General features: G+C 68.7%; 19 protein-coding genes. 14 read left to right on the forward strand and 5 right to left on the reverse strand.

Features of this window, described 5'->3' with window-relative positions:
* Window positions 1-32: 32 nt before the first annotated feature.
* From ABNQ38_RS38415 to ABNQ38_RS38445, 7 genes are all read left to right on the forward strand, one after another.
* Window positions 33-1,067, forward strand: a complete 1,035-nt coding sequence (locus tag ABNQ38_RS38415; protein ID WP_377811675.1) for an amino acid ABC transporter substrate-binding protein — start codon at window positions 33-35, stop codon at window positions 1,065-1,067.
* 66 nt (window positions 1,068-1,133) lie between these two features.
* A complete protein-coding gene (locus tag ABNQ38_RS38420; RefSeq protein ID WP_377811676.1) occupies window positions 1,134-2,291 on the forward strand; it encodes an amino acid ABC transporter permease in 1,158 nt (385 codons plus the stop codon).
* A 119-nt stretch (window positions 2,292-2,410) separates the two neighbouring features.
* Window positions 2,411-3,463, forward strand: coding sequence for an amino acid ABC transporter permease (locus tag ABNQ38_RS38425; protein WP_377811958.1), 1,053 nt, complete (start codon window positions 2,411-2,413; stop codon window positions 3,461-3,463).
* A gap of 20 nt (window positions 3,464-3,483) precedes the next feature.
* Window positions 3,484-4,227 (forward strand): amino acid ABC transporter ATP-binding protein, encoded by a 744-nt coding sequence (locus ABNQ38_RS38430; protein ID WP_377811677.1) that lies wholly within the window; start codon window positions 3,484-3,486, stop codon window positions 4,225-4,227.
* A 35-nt stretch (window positions 4,228-4,262) separates the two neighbouring features.
* Complete coding sequence (locus ABNQ38_RS38435) at window positions 4,263-4,970, forward strand: response regulator (RefSeq protein ID WP_174474480.1); 708 nt, start codon at window positions 4,263-4,265, stop codon at window positions 4,968-4,970.
* A 548-nt stretch (window positions 4,971-5,518) separates the two neighbouring features.
* Complete coding sequence (locus ABNQ38_RS38440) at window positions 5,519-7,732, forward strand: methyl-accepting chemotaxis protein (protein WP_377811678.1); 2,214 nt, start codon at window positions 5,519-5,521, stop codon at window positions 7,730-7,732.
* A gap of 55 nt (window positions 7,733-7,787) precedes the next feature.
* Window positions 7,788-8,819, forward strand: coding sequence for an amino acid ABC transporter substrate-binding protein (locus ABNQ38_RS38445; RefSeq protein ID WP_377811679.1), 1,032 nt, complete (start codon window positions 7,788-7,790; stop codon window positions 8,817-8,819).
* Between the two features lie 10 nt (window positions 8,820-8,829).
* Here the strand turns inward: ABNQ38_RS38445 and ABNQ38_RS38450 are convergent, their stop codons facing one another.
* From ABNQ38_RS38450 to ABNQ38_RS38470, 5 genes are all read right to left on the reverse strand, one after another.
* Window positions 8,830-9,543: an ABC transporter ATP-binding protein gene (locus tag ABNQ38_RS38450; protein ID WP_377811680.1), complete on the reverse strand. Its 714-nt coding sequence runs from the start codon at window positions 9,541-9,543 to the stop codon at window positions 8,830-8,832.
* On the reverse strand, window positions 9,533-10,288 hold the full coding sequence (locus ABNQ38_RS38455) for an ABC transporter ATP-binding protein (protein WP_377811681.1): 756 nt from the start codon (window positions 10,286-10,288) through the stop codon (window positions 9,533-9,535). Before ABNQ38_RS38455 ends, ABNQ38_RS38450 begins: the two co-directional genes overlap by 11 nt.
* Window positions 10,285-11,307, reverse strand: coding sequence for a branched-chain amino acid ABC transporter permease (locus tag ABNQ38_RS38460; RefSeq protein WP_377811682.1), 1,023 nt, complete (start codon window positions 11,305-11,307; stop codon window positions 10,285-10,287). The genes ABNQ38_RS38455 and ABNQ38_RS38460 overlap by 4 nt, the downstream gene beginning before the upstream one ends.
* Entirely contained in the window at window positions 11,304-12,173 is an 870-nt protein-coding gene (locus ABNQ38_RS38465; RefSeq protein ID WP_377811683.1) for a branched-chain amino acid ABC transporter permease, read from the reverse strand. Before ABNQ38_RS38465 ends, ABNQ38_RS38460 begins: the two co-directional genes overlap by 4 nt.
* A gap of 163 nt (window positions 12,174-12,336) precedes the next feature.
* A complete protein-coding gene (locus ABNQ38_RS38470; RefSeq protein WP_377811684.1) occupies window positions 12,337-13,536 on the reverse strand; it encodes an ABC transporter substrate-binding protein in 1,200 nt (399 codons plus the stop codon).
* A 340-nt stretch (window positions 13,537-13,876) separates the two neighbouring features.
* On the opposite strand from ABNQ38_RS38470, the gene ABNQ38_RS38475 reads away from it, so the two are divergent.
* Genes ABNQ38_RS38475 through pcaH form a run of 7 tightly spaced genes read left to right on the forward strand, consistent with a single transcriptional unit; the run spans window position 13,877 to window position 20,116 of the window.
* Window positions 13,877-14,737, forward strand: coding sequence for a CoA transferase subunit A (locus ABNQ38_RS38475; RefSeq protein WP_377811685.1), 861 nt, complete (start codon window positions 13,877-13,879; stop codon window positions 14,735-14,737).
* Window positions 14,737-15,531, forward strand: a complete 795-nt coding sequence (locus ABNQ38_RS38480; RefSeq protein ID WP_377811686.1) for a CoA-transferase subunit beta — start codon at window positions 14,737-14,739, stop codon at window positions 15,529-15,531. Before ABNQ38_RS38475 ends, ABNQ38_RS38480 begins: the two co-directional genes overlap by 1 nt.
* A 4-nt stretch (window positions 15,532-15,535) precedes the next feature.
* Complete coding sequence (pcaF, locus tag ABNQ38_RS38485; RefSeq protein WP_377811687.1) at window positions 15,536-16,735, forward strand: 3-oxoadipyl-CoA thiolase; 1,200 nt, start codon at window positions 15,536-15,538, stop codon at window positions 16,733-16,735.
* 47 nt (window positions 16,736-16,782) lie between these two features.
* Complete coding sequence (gene pcaD, locus ABNQ38_RS38490; protein WP_377811688.1) at window positions 16,783-17,580, forward strand: 3-oxoadipate enol-lactonase; 798 nt, start codon at window positions 16,783-16,785, stop codon at window positions 17,578-17,580.
* Window positions 17,581-17,594: 14 nt separating this feature from the next.
* Window positions 17,595-17,993, forward strand: coding sequence for a 4-carboxymuconolactone decarboxylase (gene pcaC / locus ABNQ38_RS38495; RefSeq protein WP_377811959.1), 399 nt, complete (start codon window positions 17,595-17,597; stop codon window positions 17,991-17,993).
* A gap of 5 nt (window positions 17,994-17,998) precedes the next feature.
* Entirely contained in the window at window positions 17,999-19,369 is a 1,371-nt protein-coding gene (locus tag ABNQ38_RS38500; protein ID WP_377811689.1) for a 3-carboxy-cis,cis-muconate cycloisomerase, read from the forward strand.
* A gap of 24 nt (window positions 19,370-19,393) precedes the next feature.
* Complete coding sequence (gene pcaH, locus ABNQ38_RS38505) at window positions 19,394-20,116, forward strand: protocatechuate 3,4-dioxygenase subunit beta (protein ID WP_377811690.1); 723 nt, start codon at window positions 19,394-19,396, stop codon at window positions 20,114-20,116.
* Window positions 20,117-20,121 lie beyond the last annotated feature (5 nt).

Raw genomic sequence — 20,121 nt, forward strand, 5'->3', positions numbered from 1 at the left:
AATGAACCACAAGGCTGAAGGAGCCCCGCCCCGTGAAGTCCCATCTGAGCGCACTCGCCATCGCGGCCACCCTGTCCGTCTCCGCCATTGCCCTCTCTGGTACCGCCCAGGCCGGCGCCACCTTCGACGGCGTGAAGCAGAAGGGCTACGTCCAGTGCGGCGTCAACCTGGGCCTGTACGGCTTCTCCTCGCCCGACGACAAGGGCAAGTGGTCGGGCCTCGACGTCGACATGTGCCGCGCCGTCGCCGCCGCCATGTTCGGCGATGCCGAAAAGGTGAAGTACACCCCGCTGTCGGCACAGCAGCGCCTGCCGGCGCTCCAGTCCGGCGAGATCGACCTGCTGGCCCGCAACACCACCCGCACCTTGACTCGCGACACCGCCAACGGCCTGAACTTCGCGCCGACCAACTATTTCGACGGCCAGGGCTTCATGGTGTCGGCCAAGCTCGGCCTGAAGAGCGCCAAGCAGCTGAACGGCGCCACCGTCTGCGTCCTGCCCGGCACCACGACCGAGCAGAACGTGTCGGACTACTTCCGCGCCAACAAGATGACCTTCAAGCCGGTCGTCATCGAGAAGAACGAGGAGCTGAACAAGGCTTTCTTCGCCGGCCGCTGCGACGCCCTGACCTCCGACGCCTCCCAGCTGGCTGCCATCCGCGCCGCCGAGGTGCAGAACCCCAACGACTACGTCATCCTGCCCGAGCTGATCTCCAAGGAGCCGCTGTCCCCGGCCGTGCGCCAGGGCGACGAGGAATGGATGAACCTGGTCACCTGGGCCTTCTACGCCATGGTCCAGGCCGAGGAGAAGGGCCTGACGTCGGAGACCGTCGACGCCGCCATGACCTCGCCCGATCCGGACGTGAAGCGCCTGCTGGGCGTCACCGCCGGCAACGGCAAGGCGCTCGGCGTCGAGGAGAACTGGGCCTACGCCATCATCAAGCAGGTCGGCAACTACGCCCAGAGCTATGAGCGCAACGTCGGCGCCGGCTCCAAGCTGAAGATGCCGCGCGGCCAGAACGCCCTCTACACCGAAGGCGGCCTGATGTACGCCCCGCCGATGAAGTAAGGGCGCCCCCCTCTTTTCCCCTTCTGGGGGAAGAGAGGGCCTTTCACCCCCGCACGGAGCAACACCATGACAAACCCGGTCCAGGCGCTGAATTCCGCGCGCGTGCGGGGGTGGCTGTATCAGGCTCTGTTCCTGGCCTGCGCCCTCGCCGTCGCCTGGTATCTCGTTTCCAACACGCTGACCAACCTCGCCACCCGCGGCGTCGCCACCGGTTTCGGCTTCCTGCACCGCGAGGCCGGCTTCGAGATCGGCGAGAGCCTGCTGCCCTATTCCGCCTCCGACACCTATCTGACGGCCCTGGTGGTCGGCCTCCTGAACACGCTGGCGGTGTCGGCCGCCGGTGTCGTGCTGGCGACCGTGCTGGGCGTGCTGATCGGCATCGGGCGGCTGTCGTCCAACTGGATGGTGAACCGCTTCGCCACCCTGTATGTCGAGACGGTCCGCAACGTCCCGCTGCTGTTGCAGCTGGTGGTCTGGTACACCATCCTGAACCGGCTCCCCAGCCCGCGCGAGGCGCTGGAGGTGCTGCCGGGCATCTTCCTCAGCAACCGCGGCATGAAGTTCCCGGTCCTGGTGGAGCATGCCGGCCATGGCTGGATCCTGCTGGCGCTGGCCGCCGGCATCGCCGCCGCCATCGCCGTCGTCCGCTACGGCCGCCGCCGGCGCGAGACCACCGGCAAGCCCTTCCCGACCCTGCCGGCCGTCATCGCCGCCCTGCTGCTGCCGCCGGCCCTGGCCTTCATCGTCACCGGCGCCCCGCTGGCGTTCGACGTACCGGTGCTGGCCGGCTTCAACTTCGAGGGCGGCGGGTCGGTCACCCCGGAATTCACGGCACTGCTGATCGGCCTGTCGGTCTATACCGCCGGCTTCATCGCCGAAATCGTGCGCTCCGGCATCCTCGCCGTGCCGCACGGCCAGACCGAGGCCGGGCTGGCGCTGGGCCTGTCGCCGGGCAAGATCCTGCGCCTCGTCATCCTGCCGCAGGCGCTGCGCGTCATCGTGCCGCCGCTGACCAGCCAGTATCTGAACCTGACCAAGAACAGCTCGCTGGCCGTCGCCATCGGCTATCCGGATCTGGTCAGCGTCTCCAACACCTCGGCCAACCAGACCGGTCAGGTGGTGGAGGCGGTGGCGATGATGATGCTCGTCTATCTCATCATCAGTCTTGCGATCTCCGGCTTCATGAACTGGTACAACCGCCGCGTGGCTCTGGTGACCCGATGAGCAAGCAGTTCCCGGCCGATCAGGCCCCCATCCCCACCGCTCCCGTTCCCCCCGCCCATTGGGCCGCGTCTTACGAAGAAGAGCCGACCCAGGCCTCCGCCCCGCCGCAGGCCAACGGCATGACGGCGCTGAAGCCCTTCGGCTGGGCCAAGGACAACCTGTTCAACACGCCGCTGAACACGGCGCTGACGCTGGCCTGCTTGTTCCTGCTGTGGCTGGTGGTGCCGCCGATGGCCAACTGGCTGCTGCTGAACGCCAGCTGGTCCGGCTCGTCGGAGGCCTGCCGCGAGGCGGCCGGCGCCTGCTGGTCGGTGATCGTGGTCAAGCACCGGCTGATCTTCTTCGGCACCTACCCCTACGACGAGCAGTGGCGCCCCTTCCTGGCCTGCGCCCTGTTCGTGGCGATGCTGGGGGCCAGCGGCGTCCGCGCCTTCTGGCGGCCCTGGCTGGCCGTCGCCTGGGCGCTGACGCTGGTCGGCATGGGCGTGCTGATGTGGGGCGGCGTCGCCGGCCTCACCTATGTGCCGAACGACCGCTGGGGCGGGCTGCCGATCACGCTGATGCTGTCGGTCTTCTCCATCGCTCTCGCCTTCCCGCTGTCGATCCTGCTGGCGCTGGGCCGCCAGTCCTCGCTGCCCGCCATCCGCACCTTCTGCGTCGGCTTCATCGAGACGATGCGCGGCGTGCCGCTGGTCAGCGTGCTGTTCATGGCGTCGGTGATGTTCCCGCTGTTCCTGCCGGAAGGCGTCACGGTCGACAAGCTGTTGCGGGCACTGGCCGGCATGACGCTGTTCACCGCCGCCTATCTGGCCGAGGCCGTGCGCGGCGGCTTGCAGGCGATCCCCAAGGGCCAGTACGAGGCCGCCGACGCCCTTGGCCTCAGCTACTGGCAGAAGACGATGCTGATCGTCCTGCCGCAGGCCCTGCGCATCGTCATCCCGCCCATCGTCAACCAGTTCATCAGCGCCTTCAAGGACACCTCGCTGGTCACCATCGTCGGCCTCTACGACCTGCTGACCGCCGCCACCGTGGCGACGACCGACCCCGAATGGCGCCCCTACTTCGCCGAGGTCTATGTCTTCGCCGGGCTGATGTTCTGGATCTTCTGCTTCAGCATGTCGCGCTACAGCCAGTGGCTGGAGCGTCTGGCCAACCGCTACAACCGCCGCTGACCGGCTCTGGAGACCGAGCAATGACCGAGAACGCCATCATCGAACTCCGCAAGGTCGGCAAGTGGTACGCCAGCTACCACGCGCTGCGCGACGTCAGCATCAGCATCGGCAAGGGCGAGAAGGTCGTCGTCTGCGGCCCCTCGGGCTCGGGCAAGTCGACGATGATCCGCTGCATCAACCGGCTGGAAGCGCACCAGACCGGCCACATCATCGTCGACGGCATCGAGCTGACCGACGACGTCAAGGCGGTGGAGAAGATCCGCCGCAAGGTCGGCATGGTGTTCCAGAACTTCAACCTGTTCCCGCACCTGACGGTGCTCCAGAACCTGACGCTGGCCCCGATCTGGGTCCGCGGCATGGCGAAGTCCGAGATCGAGGAAATCGCCATGATGTATCTGAAGCGGGTTCGCATCCCCGACCAGGCGCACAAATTCCCCGGCCAGCTGTCCGGCGGCCAGCAGCAGCGCGTCGCCATCGCCCGCGCCCTGTGCATGCGCCCCGAGATCATGCTGTTCGACGAGCCGACCTCGGCGCTCGACCCCGAAATGGTCAAGGAGGTGCTGGACGTCATGACCGAGCTGGCCGGCGAGGGCATGACCATGGTCTGCGTCACCCACGAAATGGGCTTCGCCCGGCAGGTCGCCGACTCTATTGTCTTCATGGCCGAAGGCTCGATCATCGAGAGCGGGTCGCCGGCCGAATTCTTCGAGAACCCGAAAAGCGAGCGCACCCGCCAGTTCCTGGGCCAGATCCTGGAACATTGAGGCTTAAGGCGCGCTGAGAGGCGGACAAGAGGGTCATGGCGGCGACCATTGCCATCACCGACGACGACGCGGTGACGCGCGAGACGCTGAAGTCCTATCTGACGGATGAGGGCTTCGACGTCCTGCTGGCCCGAAGCGCGGAGGAGCTGAAGGATCTGCTGGCGGCGGCGTCGGTGGACGTGGTGCTGCTCGACATCCGGCTGCCGCGCCAGGATGGCCTGACCCTGACCCGCGAGCTTCGCGCGGTGTCGGAGATCGGCATCATCTTGGTCAGCAGCCGGGCGGAGAAGCTGGACCGCATCATCGGGCTGGAGATGGGGGCCGACGACTACATCGCGAAGCCCTTCGAACCGCGCGAGATCCTGGCCCGGGTGCGGAACCTGCTGCGCCGGCTGAAGGCGCCGGGCGACCAGCGCGACGACCGCAAGCGCTGCTTTTCCGGCTGGACGCTGTGGCTCGACCGCATGCGCCTGACCGACCCGCAGGGCAACCCGGTGCGGCTGACCGGTGCGGAGTTCGAACTGCTGTCGACCTTCGTCTGCAACCCCGGCCGGGTGATGAACCGCGACTATCTGCTGACGGCGACGACGCGGCGCAAGACGGATGCCACCGACCGCACCATCGACAGCCTCGTCCGCCGCCTGCGCCGCCTGATCGAGACCGATCCGGCGGACCCCCGGCTGATCGTCACCGTCCACGGCACAGGCTATCTGTTCGCCGGCGACGTCACGCAGGATGGATGAACACTCCCTCTCCCGTCCCGGGAGAGGGAAGGGGCCCAAGCGGAGCTTGGGAAGGGTGAGGGGTAAGACAAGGATCAAAAATCCATGTCCGGATAGCCCCTCACCCTCCCTGCGCCGACGGCGCGGGTCCCCTCCCTCTCCCGGGGCGGGAGAGGGCGACACACCCTACCCCGAGCAAACTCCCCCGTCGCTTCAGTCTCGCGGCGGCCACGCGCTCGGCAACCTGGGCCACGGAAATCGCGAAAATTTTTCGCGCGCTTCCGTGGCCCATTTTTTATGCATCGACGCGGGCAACCGGCCTCTTCCGAAGTCAATCCACCACATCCGGTTGCTTTTCATCTTGTTGAATTCCTCCCTGGGAAAGTCATATTCCGCCGCCGCCCCGAAAAACTCGCCCGTTTCCTTACGCCATTCATCCCCGCTTGCCTCAAATGCAAACGAAAAGACACGAACTGTTCACAAATGAACGCTAAACCGTTCAAAGGGCCCTGCGACGATATGCGTGTAGCAATCCGTTGAAACCGTTCACTGGCGGCGGGGGTTTGGGCATGACGGCGATCTCGACGAATGCGGGCAGCACCCTGGACGATGGCGGTGCGCGCCACCGCTTCTGGACCCTGCGCCGCGCCATGGTGTCGGTGGTGGGCGTGCTGGTGGTGGCGCTGATCGCCAGCCAGGCCTGGGTGTCGCAGCGTTACACCGACTTCGCACTGACCACCTTCAACAGCAGTGCGGCGGCCACCCTGCGGGTGCTCGCCAACGACCGCATCCGCAAGAACTACACGGACTGGCTCCAGGGCCACGCCAACGAATGGAGCCGCGACGCCTTCCTGGTCGACAGCATCAACCAGAAGGACCCGACCAAGACGATGCTGGCGCTGAAGAACATCAACGCGCGGCCCGTGGTGGTCGACCGCGAGGTGCGGCTGGTCTCGGTCGCCGTGTTCGACGCCGACATGACCCGCATCGCCGCCACCGGCGGGGAGCAGGACAGCGTTGCCACCGTCGCCCCGCTGTTCGAGGCGCTGAAGACCCGCGACATCGCCGACAAGCGCCGCCCGGCCAGCCTGCTGTGGCGCGACGGCCAGGGCCGGCCGCTGTTCAGCATGATCGTCCCCATCGGCGGCTTCCGCGTCCTCGGCTTTTTGGAGGTGGTGACCGATCCCCTGCCCGCCCTGTCCAACCTGGGCGCGGTGCTCGACGCCGACATCCGCATCACCGACGCCAAGGGCGGCGTGCTGTTCGAGGCGAAGGGCGGCGAGCCGTCGGCCCATGCCCAGCTCTCCACCACCACCGTGTCGCTCGGCGGCGACGGCGGACTGCCCTGGGCGACGGCGGAGATCTCGCGCGACGTGTCGGAATTCGTCGGCGCGACCGAGGCCCTGCGCAACGACGCCCTCAAGATGGTGGGCGCCTTCGCGCTGGCCGTCGCCATCGCCGCCGCCCTGCTTCTGCGCGTCGCCGTCATCGCCAACCTGCGCAAGTTCGCCCGCGCCATGGAGCAGATCGCCGCCGGCGACCTGTCCATCGAGGTTCCCCGCACCGGCCGCGACGAGCTGGCGGTGATGGCGGCGGCGCTGCGCCGCCTGCGCGGCAGCGTCGAGCAGGTGCTGCTGATGAAGCGGATGGTCGACAGCAGCCCGGTTCCGACGGCGCTTCTGCGCACCGACGGTCAGGTAGGGTTCGTCAACCCGGCCGCCCGGAGCTTCTGCGAGGCGCACGGCATCGACCCGGCCGGCCCCGACCTGCTGGCCCAGGGGCCGGACTTCACCGCCGCCTGCACCGACCCCGCCCGCCCGCCGATCCCGCGCCGCACCCTGACCGTGGACGAGACGACGGTAGAGGCCCATGTCGACACCGTCTTCGACGACCAGGGCAACGTGCTGGGCAAGACCCTGTCCTGGACCGACGTGACCGAGCAGATGCGCTCCGCCGCACTCGCCCGCCAGCTGATGGAGGACGTGCATCAGGTGGCGTCGGGCGTCGCCACCCAGTCGGGCCAGCTGCGCGAGCTGGCCGACGCGCTGCGCCGCGAATCGTCCGGCACCATCGACAGCACGGTCAGCGCCGGCAGCTTCGTCGCCGAGAGCAACCGCAACGCCAACACCTGCAACGACAGCGCCGGAGTGCTGATGGACACCATCGGCACTGTCTCCAGCCTGACGAGCGAGGCGGCGGGCGTGGTCGGTGACACGCTGGGCGAGCTGACCGCCGCCCGCGAGGTGGTCGGCCAGCTCGGCGAGAACACCGAGCAGATCCGCCGCATCGTCGACGTCATCACCGGCATCGCCCACCAGACCAAGCTCCTGGCACTGAACGCCACCATCGAGGCGGCGGCGGCCGGCGTGGCGGGCCGCGGCTTCGCCGTGGTGGCGGCGGAGGTGAAGAAGCTGGCGGAGGAGACCGCCAACGCCACCGTGCAGATCGCCAGTTCGGTCGGTGCCATCAACGGCAGCATCCAGAACACCGTCGGCACCTTCGCCCGCATCTCCGGCTCGGTCGAGCGCATCAACGAGGTGCAGGACCTGATCGGCGAGGCGGTGGCCCGCCAGACCGCGTCCTCCACCGACATCCGCAGCCGCGTCGGCGTGATCGCCGGCAACACCGGCGAGGTGGCGTCCCTGATCGACGGCGTCAGCGCCCAGGCCGCGCGCACCGGCGACATCGCCGCCTCGCTGACCGAGACGGCGAACACGCTGGCCGAGGAAGCGGCTTCGCTGCATAGTCTGCTCGGCACGCTGCGCGCCGGGCAGGCGGCCTGATCCCGCCCGCCGCAGGGGTGCGGCGGAAGAGGCGGGTTGGGGGATGGGTGTCGGAATGCGGCTGGTGTTGCTTGTGCTGCTGGCGATGGTCTCTGCCTTGCCTGCGGTGACCTCGCCGGCTTATGCCGAGGACGGCGACACGCTGGAGCGCATCCATGGCCGCGGCTTCCTGATCTGCGGCCTGCGCAGCGGCGTCAGCGGCATCTCCTTTTCCGACCCGCAGGGGCATCTCGACGGCTTCCTGGTCGATGTCTGTCGGGTCTTCGCCGCGGCGACGCTCGGCAGCGCCCAGGCGATCCGCGTCGTCCGCCTGCCGGAGAAGCCGCAGGAATTCCAGGCGGTGGAGAAGCACGAGGTCGATGTGGCGCTGACCACCACGACCTGGACCTTCAGCCGCGAGCTGTCGCACGACATCGAGTTCCTGATGCCGCTGCTGCATGACGGCCAGGGCTTCGCCATCCACTCGGACGGCACACCACCGCCGCCGCTCGACCGGCTGGGCGTCCGCACCGTCTGCGTCAAGACCGCCACCACCACGGTCCGCAATCTGGAGGACCATATCCGCAAGTCGGACCTGCCCTGGACGATCCGCACCTTCCAGACGCTGGACGAGGCGTTGCAGGCCTTTCTCGCCCATGAGTGCGACCTGCTGACCACCGACCGCACGGTGCTGGTGACCTCGCTGGCCGGCTACCGCCAGGCGGGGATGGGCATTTACATCTACCCCGACGTGATCTCGCGCGAGCCGCTGACGCCCTACATCGCGCGCGGCGACCGCAACTGGTACGACATCACCCGCTGGGTGCTCCACGCCATCATTCTGGCCGATGCCAAGGGCGTCACGTCCGCCGACGTTCAGGCCGGACGCATCCCCGACGATCCCGAGCTGCACCGCATGCTGGGCCATGCCGGCAGCGTCTTCCGCACGCTCGGCCTGCCCGACGACTGGGCCTTGCAGGCGCTGGCCCAGGTCGGAAACTACGGCGAGATCTTCGACCGCAACCTGGGCACCCCCTACGGCATGGACCGCGGAATGAACAGGCCCTGGACCCAGGGCGGCCTGCTCTACGCGCCGCCGTTCCGGTGATGCGCCCGCCCTACGCCGCCAGCGCCACGCCCAGATGCCGCTCCAGCAGCGCCGGATCGGCCTTCGCCTGCGCCGCTGGCCCGGCATGCACCACCCGGCCGCGGTCGAGGAAGACCACGCGGTCGGCGAAGTCCAGCGCGCGGTCGATCTGCTGCTCCACCAGCAGGATGGTCATGTCGAGCCTCGACAGCGCCGCCATCAGCATGTCGCAGATCACCGGCGCCAGCCCCTCCAGCGGCTCGTCCAGCAGCAGCACCGTCGGCTTGCCGAGAAGCGCGCGGGCGACCGACAGCATCTGCTGCTCGCCGCCCGACAGCTCGCCGCCGCCGTTGCGCCGCCGCTCGCCCAGCCGGGGGAACAGCTCGTACGCCTCCTCCAGCGCCGAGCGCGGCCGCCCCTTCAGCCCGGTGACGAGGTTCTCCTCCACCGTCAGCGATTTGAAGATGTCGCGCGTCTGCGGCACATAGCCGAGCCCCGCCGCCGCCCGCGCCGAACTGCTCATCCCGCCGAGTTCGACCCCGTCCAGCCTGATGCTGCCGCCATGGCGGGTGGTCTGGCCGACCAGCGTCGCCAGCGTCGTCGTCTTGCCCACCCCGTTGCGGCCGAGCAGGGCCAGCCGCCCGCCCGCCGGCACGGCCAGCGACACGCCGTCGAGGATCAGCGTCTTGCCGTAGCCGGCGCGCAGATCCGCGACCTCGAAAGCGCCACGCGGTTCAGTGGGCATGGGCACGGCTCCCCAGATAGACCTCGCGCACGCGCGGGTCGGCGACGATCTCCTTGGCGGTGCCGCTGCACAGCAGCCGCCCCTGCGCCAGCACGACGATGGTCTTCGCGAAGCGGAACACCAGATCCATGTCGTGCTCGATCATCAGCACTGCCAGATCCTTCGGCAGCCGGTCGATGGCGTCGAGGATGCGCTGGCTTTCCGAATGGGGCACGCCGGCCGCCGGCTCGTCGAGGATCAGCACCTTCGGCTTCATGGCGAGCGCCAGCGCGATCTCCAGAAGCCGCTGCTGCCCATAGGCCAGCGAGCCGACCGCCGTGTGCGCCGCATGGGTCAGACCCATGGCATCGAGCAGCCCGGCCACCTCGTCGGCCAGCCCGGCCACCCTGGCGACGCTGGCGAACAGGCGGAAGGTGCGGCGGTCGCGCTGGAGGACGGCCAGTTCCAGATGCTCGCGCACCGTCATCGACTTGAACAGCCGCGCCACCTGGAAGCTGCGGATCAGCCCCAGCCGCACCCGCTCCGCCGCCGACAGCTTCGTGATGTCGCGGCCCTCCAGCCGGATGGTGCCGGCGCTGGGCGGGATCACCCCGGTGACGAGGTTGACGAAGGTCGTCTTGCCCGCCCCGTTCGGCCCGATCAGGGCGCAGCGGTCGCCGGCATTCAGCGTCATGGTGATGTCGGACGACACCTGGAGGCCGCCGAAATTTTTGCTCAGCGCCTGAACTTCCAACAGATTCGTCATGCCCCGCCCTCCTTCCGGCGCAGCAGCCCGCCCAGCCGCTCCACGCCCGAGGCGATGCCGCCGGGCAGGAACAGGACGATGCCGATCAGGAACAGGCCGATGAAACCCATCCAGTGGAAGGGATCGCTGGCGGCCAGGATATGGTGGATGCCCATGAAGGCCGCGGTGCCGATCACCGCGCCATAGAGCCGCCCGGTGCCGCCCAGCACCAGCATCACCAGCGCTTCCGCCGACCAGGGGAAGCCGGCACTGTCCAGCCCGACGATGCCGCTGGTCACCGCCGTCAGCGCCCCCGCCACCCCGGCGAACACCCCGGCGACGGCATAGAGCGCCACCAGATAGGATTTCGGCGACCCGCCGATGGCGGAAATCCGCAAGGGATCCTCCTTCACGCCACGGCAGGCCAGCCCGAAGGGCGAGCGCACGATCCGCCGCGCCACCACCAGCCCGACCACCAGAACCGCCAGCGCGAACAGGTAGGAGGTGCGGCCGAACATGTCGAAGCGGAACAGCCCCAGCACCGGCGCCGGGTCGATGCCCGACAGCCCGTCGCTGCCGCCGGTCCAGTCGCGCGCCTTGTTGGCGACCTCCTGCACGATCTGCCCGACCGCGATGGTCAGCATCAGCAGGGTCAGCCCGCGCGCATGGAGGATCAGGGCGCCGGTCGCCAGCGCGACCAGCCCGCCGGCCAGCCCGCCGGCCGCCAGCATAACGAAGGGGTCGTTGTTCCAGTTGACCGCGACGATGCCGGCGGCATAGGCGCCGGTGCCGAACATCGCCGCCTGCCCCAGCGTGGCGATCCCGCCATAGCCGAGCACGAGGTCGAGCGACAGCACGAACAGGGCCGATGCGGCGATGCGGGTCAGCAGCGCCAGATCGTCCGGCAACAGCCAGAAGGCGGCCAGCCCGGCCAATGCGACCAGCGGAATGCCGATCCAGCCGAGATCGCGCCGCTTGCCAAGCGGAACAGGCCGGATCGCCTGGCTGGCCTTTCCGTCGCGCTCGGCGACGCTCGTCATGCCGTCCTCCCTTTGAAGAAGCCGTGGGGCCAGCGGAACAGGATCAGGATCAGGGCGGCGTAAAAGAAGAACTCGCCGAAATTCGGGATCAGGTATTTGCCGGCGGTGTCGACGATGCCCAGCGCCAGCGCCGCCGCCGCCGAGCCGAAGATGCTGCCCGCCCCGCCGACCGCCACCACCGCCAGGAACAGCACGATGTAGCGGATGGCGTAATAGGGCTCCAGCGGCAGCAGTTCCGCCCCCAGCACGCCGCCCAGCGCCGCCAGTCCAGTGCCGAGCGCGAAGGTCGCCAGATAGAGCCGCTCGGTCCGGATGCCCAGCGCCGCCGCCATGGCCGGGTCATCCACCGCCGCCCGCAGCCGGATGCCGAAATCGGTGCGCTCCAAGAGCCACCACAGCCCCAGCAGGGTGGCCGCCCCGGCGCCGATGACGAAGGCGCGGTGGGTCGGGATCGACTTCGGCCCCAGCGACACCGTGCCGGTCAGCAGATCGGGCAACGGAATGCGCTTCAGCGTCGGGCCGAACAGGTAATTGATGCCGGCGACGATGACGAAGGTCAGCCCGATGGTCAGCAGCACCTGCGCCAGCTCGTTGGCCGAGCCGTAGATGCGGCGGTACAGCAGCCGTTCGAGCGGCAGCGTCGCCAGCACGGTCAGCGCCACCGCCACCACCAGCGCCAGCCCATAGGGCAGCCCGGCGCTCTGTGCGGCATAGGAGGCGACATAGCCGCCGACCATGGCAAAGGCGCCATGCGCCAGATTGACCACCCGCATCAGCCCCAGCGTCACCGACAGCCCGACGGAGATGATGAAGAGGATCATGCCGTAGGCGACCCCGTCGACGGCGATCCCGAACATGGTTTCCATGATGTGCGTCCGTCTGGCGATCTCCCTCTCCCCCCGGGGAGAGGGTCGGGGTGAGGGGGAAGCACCGCGTGCCTCACCCGAAAATCCTGCCGTGTGTCCCCCTCACCCTAGCCCTCTCCCCGGGGGGAGAGGGGATTTTCCGGGTTAGGAAATGGACACACCCTCACTTCGCCAACTTGTACCCATAGTCCGGCTGCTTCGGGAACGACTGCTTCTCGACATTCTCCAATTTGCCGTCGACCATCTCGACGGTGCGCAGATAGATCGTCTGGGTGACGTGGCGGCTGTCGGGATCGATGGTCAGGGGGCCGCGCGGGCTCTCCCAGCTCATGCCCTTCACCGACTCCACCGCCTTGGCGCCGTCGATCTTGCCGCCGCTGTTCTTGATCATCTGATAGATGACGTGCGTGCCGTCATAGGCGCCGACCGAGGTGAAGGTGACGCTGTCGTAGGAGCCGAACATCTCCTTGTGCTTGGCGACGAAGGCCTTGTTCATCGCCGAGTCATGGGCGCGGCTGTAGTTGAAGCTGGTGGTGATGCCCATCGCCGCCTCGCCCAGCGCCGGCAGGTCCGGTTCCTGGGTCAGGTCGCCGGGACCGAAGAACTTGATGCCCGCCGCCTTCAGCCCGGTGTCGTTGAAGGCCTTGGCGAAGGCCAGCGTCGTCGGGCCGGCGGGCAGGAAGGCATAGACCGCCTCAGCACCCGAATCCTTGATCCGCTGCATGAAGGGGGCGAAGTCGGTGGACTTCAGCGGCATGCGGATGGTGTCCACCACCGTGCCGCCATTCTTCTCGAAGGTGGATTTGAAGGCGGCCTCGCCGTCGATGCCGGGGCCGTAGTCGCTGACAGCGGAGATCGCCTTCTTGAGACCCTGCTTGGCCATGTGTTCGGCCAGCGGCACCGTGTTCTGCCACAGCGTGAAGGAGGTGCGGACATAGCGCGGCGACTTCTCCGTGATGGCGGAGGTCGCGGCGTTGAAGATCACGCAGGGGATGTTCGCCTCGTCGATCAGCGGGGCGACCGCCAGCGCATCCGGCGTGAAGAAATAGCCGGCGAGGAAGGACACCTTCTCCTTGACGATCAACTCCTGCGACAGCGCCTTGCTCTGCGCCGGGTTCGCCTGGTCGAGGTCCTTGTAGATGAACTCCACCGTGTCGTTGCCGACGGTCTTGCCGTGCTCGGCCTGATAGACCTCGATGGCTTCCTTGAAGCTCTTGCCCACCACGCCGAACGGCCCGGAGAAGGGCGCCACGACACCGACCTTGATGGTGGCGGCACCGGCCGGACCGGCCGCCAGCGCCAGACCGAACGCCGCACCCAGCAGCGCGTTGCCCAACAGCGCGTTGCGCAGAGTCCTCGTCATTGTCCCTCCCACATGTGACCATATGCCGGCGCCGGAATTCGCTATTCCGGTCATTGACTGTTCCGTCCACCGTACTGAGGGAGGACCAAACCGTCAAGTGCGATATTTGATATTATGTTCTATAATCGCACAAAATTGACCCTCAAGTCAACTGATTGATAAGCATCAATCTTTATCAACAAACTTGCCCAGCAGGCTACGGATTCCTCATGTTGCGCCGCAATATGGGCGATCATCGCACGTATAACGCTTTTTTCGCCCTTGACACTTCGGTGCACCGCTCGCCACTCTGTGCGTAACGACGAATGTTCGTGCGATTTTCGCACATCCGGGAGGTCATATGGCGAAGATCACGCCCCTGCGCGAGGCGGTGGCGAGCCTCGTGCACGACGGCGACACAGTCGCCCTGGAAGGATTTACCCACCTGATCCCCCATGCCGCCGGGCATGAGATCATCCGGCAGGGCCGGCGCGACCTGACGCTGGTGCGCATGACGCCGGACCTGATCTACGACCAGCTGATCGGCATGGGCTGTGCCAGGAAGCTGATCTTCTCCTGGGGCGGCAATCCCGGCGTCGGCTCCCTCCACCGCTTCCGCGACGCGGTCGAGCAGGGTTGGCCGCACCAACTCGCCATCGAGGAGCACAGCCACGCCGGCATGGCGAACGCCTATGTCGCCGGCGCCTCCAACCTGCCCTTCGCCCTGCTGCGCGGCTACACCGGCTCCGACCTGCCGAAGGTCAACCCGAACATCCGCTTCATCGAGTGCCCCTTCACCGGCGAAAAGCTGGCCGCCATCCCCTCCGTCCGGCCGGACGTGACGGTGATCCACGCCCAGAAGGCCGACCGCCGCGGCAATGTGCTGCTCTGGGGCATCCTGGGCGTCCAGAAGGAGGCCGTGCTGGCCGCCAAGCGCTCCATCGTCACGGTGGAGGAGATCGTCGACGATCTGGAGGCGCCACCCAACGCCTGCGTGCTGCCGAGCTGGGCGCTGTCGGCCGTCTGTCCCGTCCCCGGCGGCGCCTATCCGTCCTACGCGCAGGGCTATTCGGAGCGCGACAACCGCTTCTACAAGGCCTGGGATCCCATCGCCCGCTCGCGCGAGACTTTCCAGGCCTGGATGCAGCGCCATGTGCTGGACACCGACGATTTCGCCGGCTTCCGCCGCGTGCTGGCCGAAAGCATGAAGGAGGCTGCGTGATGGGTTCCGAAACTCTCGACTTCACCGCGACCGAGATCATGACGGTGGCGGCCAGCCGCCTGCTGAAGGACGGCACCGTCTGCTTCGTCGGCATCGGCCTGCCCTCGACCGCCGCCAACCTCGCCCGGCTGACCCATGCGCCGGAGGTCGTGCTGATCTATGAGTCGGGGCCCATCGGCGCTAAGCCGACGGTGCTGCCGCTGTCGATCGGCGACGGCGACCTCGCGCTGACCGCCGACACCGTGGTCGGCACGCCGGAGATCTTCCGCTACTGGCTGCAGGGCGGGCGGATCGACGTCGGCTTCCTCGGCGCCGCCCAGGTCGACCGCTTCGCCAACATCAACACCACGGTGATCGGTCCCTACGATACGCCCAAGGTGCGGCTGCCCGGTGCCGGCGGCGCGCCGGAGATCGCCTCCCAGGCCAAGGAGGTCTTCATCGTCCTGAAGCAGAGCCCGAAGGCCTTCGTCGCCAAGCTGCCCTTCGTCACCTCCGCCGGCTATCTCGACGGTGGCGGGGCGCGAGCCAAGGCCGGCATCCCCGGCGCCGGGCCGACCGCCGTCATCACCGACCTCGGCATCCTCACCCCCGACCCGGTGTCCAAGGAACTGACCCTGACCAGCATCCACCCCGGCGTGACGGTGGAGCAGGTGAAGGCGGCCACCGGCTGGGACCTGAAGATCTCGCCCGACCTGAAGACCACCGAAATCCCGGACGCCGGCGCGCTGGCCGCGCTGCGCGACCTCCAGGCCCGCACCGCCGCCGCTCATGGTCAGGTCGGCGGAGAAGGATGACATCATGCGTGACGCCTACATCTGCGACGCCATCCGCACCCCCATCGGCCGCTATGCCGGAGCCCTGTCGTCGGTGCGCGCCGACGATCTCGGCGCCGTGCCGATCCGCGCGCTGATGCAGCGGAATCCCTCGGTCGACTGGGCCGCAGTGGACGACGTCCTCTATGGCTGCGCCAATCAGGCCGGCGAGGACAACCGCAACGTCGCCCGCATGTCGGCGCTGCTGGCGGGATTGCCCGACGCGGTGCCGGGCACGACGATGAACCGGCTCTGCGGTTCCGGCCTCGACGCGCTCGCCACCGCCGCCCGCGCCATCATGGCGGGCGAGGCCGATCTGATGATCGCCGGCGGGGTGGAGAGCATGAGCCGCGCCCCCTTCGTGATGGGCAAGGCCGACGCCCCCTTCTCCCGGCAGGCCGAGATCTTCGACACCACCATCGGCTGGCGTTTCGTCAACCCGGCGATGAAGGCGGCCTACGGCACCGATTCGATGCCGGAGACGGCGGAGAATGTCGCCGACGACTGGAAGGTCTCCCGCGCCGACCAGGACGCCTTCGCACTGCGCAGCCAGGAACGCGCCGCCCGCGCCATCGCCGACGGCAGCCTCGCCCGCGAGATCGTCCCCGTCACCATCAAGACCCGCAAGGGCGAGACACTGGTGACGACCGACGAGCACCCCCGCGCCACCACCATCGAGGCGCTGTCGGCGCTGAAGCCCATCGTCCGCCCCGGCGGCACGATCACCGCCGGCAACGCTTCGGGTGTCAACGACGGCGCCGCCGCCCTGCTGGTCGCCTCAGAAGCGGCGGTGAAGCGCCATGGCCTGACCCCGCGCGCCCGCATCCTCGGCGGCGCCACCGCCGGCGTGGCGCCGCGCGTCATGGGCATCGGCCCGGTCCCCGCCACCCGCAAGCTGCTGGAGCGGCTCGGCCGCACCATCGGCGGTATCGACCTGATCGAACTGAACGAGGCCTTCGCCGCCCAGGCGCTGGCCGTCCTGCGGGAGCTTGGCCTGCCGGACGACGCGAGCCATGTGAACCCGAACGGCGGCGGCATCGCGCTCGGCCACCCGCTCGGCATGAGCGGCGCCCGTCTGGCGACCACGGCGCTCCACCAGCTCGAACAATCCGGCGGCCGGACGGCGCTCTGCACCATGTGCATCGGTGTCGGCCAGGGGATCGCGGTGATGATCGAGCGGGTGTAGCGTCAAACTCGGTCGCGCCTGCACCACAACAAGCGAAGGCAGTCTCCATGCCCTTCATCGAAGCCGCCGGCATCACCCAGCATTTCGACCTGACCGGCCCGGCCGACGCGCCGGTGCTGCTGTTCGCCAACTCCATCGGCACCAGCTTCCACATCTGGGACGCGGTGGTGCCGCACCTGTCGCAGCGTTACCGCATCCTGCGCTACGACATGCGCGGCCATGGCCTGACCCAGGTGACGCCGGTCACGGAAGACGCCGGCTACAGCATGGATCTGCTGGCCGACGACGCCGCCGGCCTGCTCGACGCGCTCGGCATCGGACGCGCCCATGTCTGCGGCCTGTCCATCGGCGGCATGATGGCGCAGCGCCTCGCCGTCAAGGCGCCGGGCCGGGTGCATGGCCTGATCCTGTGCGACACCGCCGGCGTCATCGGCCCGGCATCGGTCTGGACCGACCGCATCGCCGCCATCCGCGCCCGCGGCATGACGGCGATTGCCGACGGGGTGATGGCCCGCTGGTTCACCCAAGCCTTCCGCGACGGCCGGCCCGACCAGATCCGCGGCTACACCGCCATGGTCGCCCGCATTCCCGAGGACGGCTATGTCGGCTGCGCCATGGCGATCCGCGACGCCGACCTGCGGACCGCCAATGCCGGCATCAAAGCCCCCACCCTGGTGATCTGCGGCGCGGAGGACGTGGCGACCCCGCCCGATGCCGCCCGCGAGCTGGCGGCCGGCATCCCCGGCGCGCGGTTCGAACTGCTGCCCGGCGCCGCCCACATCCCCGGCGTCGAGAAGCCGGCGGAGCTGGCCGCCCTGATCGACGGCTTCCTGAGGGAACTGTGATGGCCGACCGTGAAATGAACGACAAGGACCTCTACGACCGCGGCATGGCGGTGCGCCGTTCGGTCCTCGGCGACGCCCATGTCGACCGCTCGCTGGAGCGCGCCACCGACTTCGACGCCGATTTCCAGGAGTTCATCACCAAGACCGCCTGGGGCCAGATCTGGACCCGGCCGGGGCTGGACATCCGGACGCGCAGTATGCTGACCATCGGCATGCTGGCGGCGCTGGGCAAGGACGGCGAACTGAAGCTGCACATCCGCGCCACCCGCAACACCGGCGTCACCCGCGACGAGGTGAAGGAAATCCTGATGCAGGCCGGTATCTATGCCGGCGTCCCCGCCTCCAACCACGCGATTGCGCTCGCCCGCGCCGTCTATGCCGAGATGGACGAGGAAGACGCGAAGAAGGGGTGACCAGCATGACGACCATCCACGCCGACCCCCTGCTCGACCCGCTCTTCACCAGCGACGCGGCGGCCGACGCCTTCTCCCCCTCGGCAAGGCTGCAGGGCATGCTGGATTTCGAGGCGGCGCTGGCACGGGCGGAGGCGGCGGTCGGCGTCATCCCGTCCCGCGCCGTCCCGGCCATCGAGGCGGCGTGCAAGGCCGATCTTTACGATCTGGCCGCGCTGGGGGCGGAGGCGGCGCTGGCCGGCAACACCGCCATCCCCCTGGTCAAGCACCTGACCGCCGCCGTGAAGGCTGCCGACGAAGAGGCGTCCCGCTACGTCCATTGGGGCGCCACCAGCCAGGACGCGATGGACAGCGGCCTGATGCTGCAACTGCGCCGCTTCCTCGACGGGCTCGACGCCGATCTGGCGGCGCTCGCCGATGGCCTCGCCGATCTCGCCGAACGCCACCGCGCCACGCCGATGGTCGCCCGCACCTGGCTTCAGCACGCCCTGCCCACCAGCTTCGGCCTGAAGGCCGCCGGCTGGCTCGACGCGCTCGGCCGCGACCGCCAGCGCATCGCCGCCGCCAGTAAGCGCCTCGCCCTGCAATTCGGCGGCGCCGCCGGCACGCTGGCCGCGCTCGGCGACGCCGGCCCGGCAGTGGCGGAGGCCCTGGCGAAGGAGTTGGACCTCCCGCTGCCCGCCCTGCCCTGGCACGCCAGCCGCGACCGCATCGCCGAACTGGCCTCCGCGCTCGGCATCCTCGCCGGCACGCTGGGCACGCTCGGCCGCGACATCTCGCTGATGATGCAGATGGAGGTCGCCGAAGCCTTCGAGCCCAGCGCCCCCGGCCGCGGCGGCTCCTCCACCATGCCGCACAAGCGCAACCCGGTGTCCTGCGCCGTCCTGCTTTCCACCGCCATCCGCGCGCCCGCCCTGGTCGGCGGGCTGCTGGCGGCCCAGGTGCAGGAGCATGAGCGCGGTCTCGGCGGCTGGCATGCCGAGTGGCAGGCCCTGCCCGACCTCTGCCGCCTCGTCGCCGGTGCCGCCCGCCATGCCCGCGAGACAATCGCCGGCCTGACCGTCGATGAGGAGCGCATGCGCGCCAACCTCGACCTGACCCGCGGCCTGATCCTGGCCGAGGCGGTGACCATGGCGCTGGGCGACCGCATGGGCCGCATGGCCGCCCATTCCCGCGTGGCCGAGGCTAGCCGCCGCGCCGCCGCAGCAGCCCGCCCGCTGCGCGACGTGCTGGCCGAGGACGGGGAGGTGATGCAGGCGCTGGGCGCGGACGGCCTCGACCGGCTGTTCGACCCGCTGCGCTACACCGGTGCGGCCTCCCACTTCATCGACCGCGTGCTCGATCACCATAAGAACACACAAGGTCGGCAAAGCTGACCGTTCCAAGGAGGAACCCCCGAGATGGACACAGCCGTTCACGAGGCTGAAGGCGATTTCAGCCCCCGCGACTGGGCGCAACACCCGCCCTACCTGTCGCCGCTCTACAAATCGACGGTGCTGCGCTCGCCGTCCAAGCCGCTGATCCCGATGAAGCAGGGGCTGTCGGTCCGCACCGGCCCGGTGTTCGGCCATGACAGCCTCGATCCGCTCGACCACGACCTGACGAAGAACGGCCGCGTCAACGGCGAGCCGATCGGCGAGCGCATGATCGTCACCGGCCGCGTGCTGGACGAGAGCGGCCGGCCGGTGCCGCACACGCTGCTGGAGATCTGGCAGGCCAACGCCTGCGGCCGCTACGTCCACCGCTGGGACCAGCACGATGCGCCGCTCGACCCCAACTTCTTCGGGGCCGGCCGCTGCCTCACCGACGCCGAGGGCCGCTACCGCTTCACCACGATCAAGCCCGGCGCCTATCCCTGGGGCAACCACCACAATGCGTGGCGGCCGGCGCACATCCATTTCTCGCTGTTCGGGCCGTCCTTCCTGACCCGTCTGGTCACGCAGATGTATTTTCCGGGCGACCCGCTGCTGCCACTCGACCCCATCTACAACGGGGTGCCGGAGGGTGCGCGCGAGCTGCTGGTCTCCCGCTTCTCCATCGACGTGACCGAGCCGGTGTGGGCGCTCGGCTACGAGTTCGACATCGTCCTGCGCGGACGCCACGCCACGCCGATGGAGGGCTGACCGTC

The organism is Azospirillum sp. A29, from assembly GCF_042604625.1.
Classification (GTDB): Bacteria; Pseudomonadota; Alphaproteobacteria; order Azospirillales; family Azospirillaceae; genus Azospirillum; species Azospirillum palustre.

Excerpts from the sequence above, each read along its gene's own strand:
- ABNQ38_RS38420 (WP_377811676.1), top strand. The coding sequence starts at position 1,134 with ATGACAAACCCGGTCCAGGCGCTGAATTCCGCGCGCGTGCGGGGGTGG.
- ABNQ38_RS38425 (WP_377811958.1), top strand. The coding sequence starts at position 2,411 with ATGACGGCGCTGAAGCCCTTCGGCTGGGCCAAGGACAACCTGTTCAAC.
- ABNQ38_RS38430 (WP_377811677.1), top strand. The coding sequence starts at position 3,484 with ATGACCGAGAACGCCATCATCGAACTCCGCAAGGTCGGCAAGTGGTAC.
- ABNQ38_RS38435 (WP_174474480.1), top strand. The coding sequence starts at position 4,263 with ATGGCGGCGACCATTGCCATCACCGACGACGACGCGGTGACGCGCGAG.
- ABNQ38_RS38440 (WP_377811678.1), top strand. The coding sequence starts at position 5,519 with ATGACGGCGATCTCGACGAATGCGGGCAGCACCCTGGACGATGGCGGT.
- ABNQ38_RS38445 (WP_377811679.1), top strand. The coding sequence starts at position 7,788 with ATGCGGCTGGTGTTGCTTGTGCTGCTGGCGATGGTCTCTGCCTTGCCT.
- ABNQ38_RS38450 (WP_377811680.1), bottom strand. The coding sequence starts at position 9,543 with ATGCCCACTGAACCGCGTGGCGCTTTCGAGGTCGCGGATCTGCGCGCC.
- ABNQ38_RS38455 (WP_377811681.1), bottom strand. The coding sequence starts at position 10,288 with ATGACGAATCTGTTGGAAGTTCAGGCGCTGAGCAAAAATTTCGGCGGC.
- ABNQ38_RS38460 (WP_377811682.1), bottom strand. The coding sequence starts at position 11,307 with ATGACGAGCGTCGCCGAGCGCGACGGAAAGGCCAGCCAGGCGATCCGG.
- ABNQ38_RS38465 (WP_377811683.1), bottom strand. The coding sequence starts at position 12,173 with ATGGAAACCATGTTCGGGATCGCCGTCGACGGGGTCGCCTACGGCATG.
- ABNQ38_RS38470 (WP_377811684.1), bottom strand. The coding sequence starts at position 13,536 with ATGACGAGGACTCTGCGCAACGCGCTGTTGGGCAACGCGCTGCTGGGT.
- ABNQ38_RS38475 (WP_377811685.1), top strand. The coding sequence starts at position 13,877 with ATGGCGAAGATCACGCCCCTGCGCGAGGCGGTGGCGAGCCTCGTGCAC.
- ABNQ38_RS38480 (WP_377811686.1), top strand. The coding sequence starts at position 14,737 with ATGGGTTCCGAAACTCTCGACTTCACCGCGACCGAGATCATGACGGTG.
- pcaF (WP_377811687.1), top strand. The coding sequence starts at position 15,536 with ATGCGTGACGCCTACATCTGCGACGCCATCCGCACCCCCATCGGCCGC.
- pcaD (WP_377811688.1), top strand. The coding sequence starts at position 16,783 with ATGCCCTTCATCGAAGCCGCCGGCATCACCCAGCATTTCGACCTGACC.
- pcaC (WP_377811959.1), top strand. The coding sequence starts at position 17,595 with ATGAACGACAAGGACCTCTACGACCGCGGCATGGCGGTGCGCCGTTCG.
- ABNQ38_RS38500 (WP_377811689.1), top strand. The coding sequence starts at position 17,999 with ATGACGACCATCCACGCCGACCCCCTGCTCGACCCGCTCTTCACCAGC.
- pcaH (WP_377811690.1), top strand. The coding sequence starts at position 19,394 with ATGGACACAGCCGTTCACGAGGCTGAAGGCGATTTCAGCCCCCGCGAC.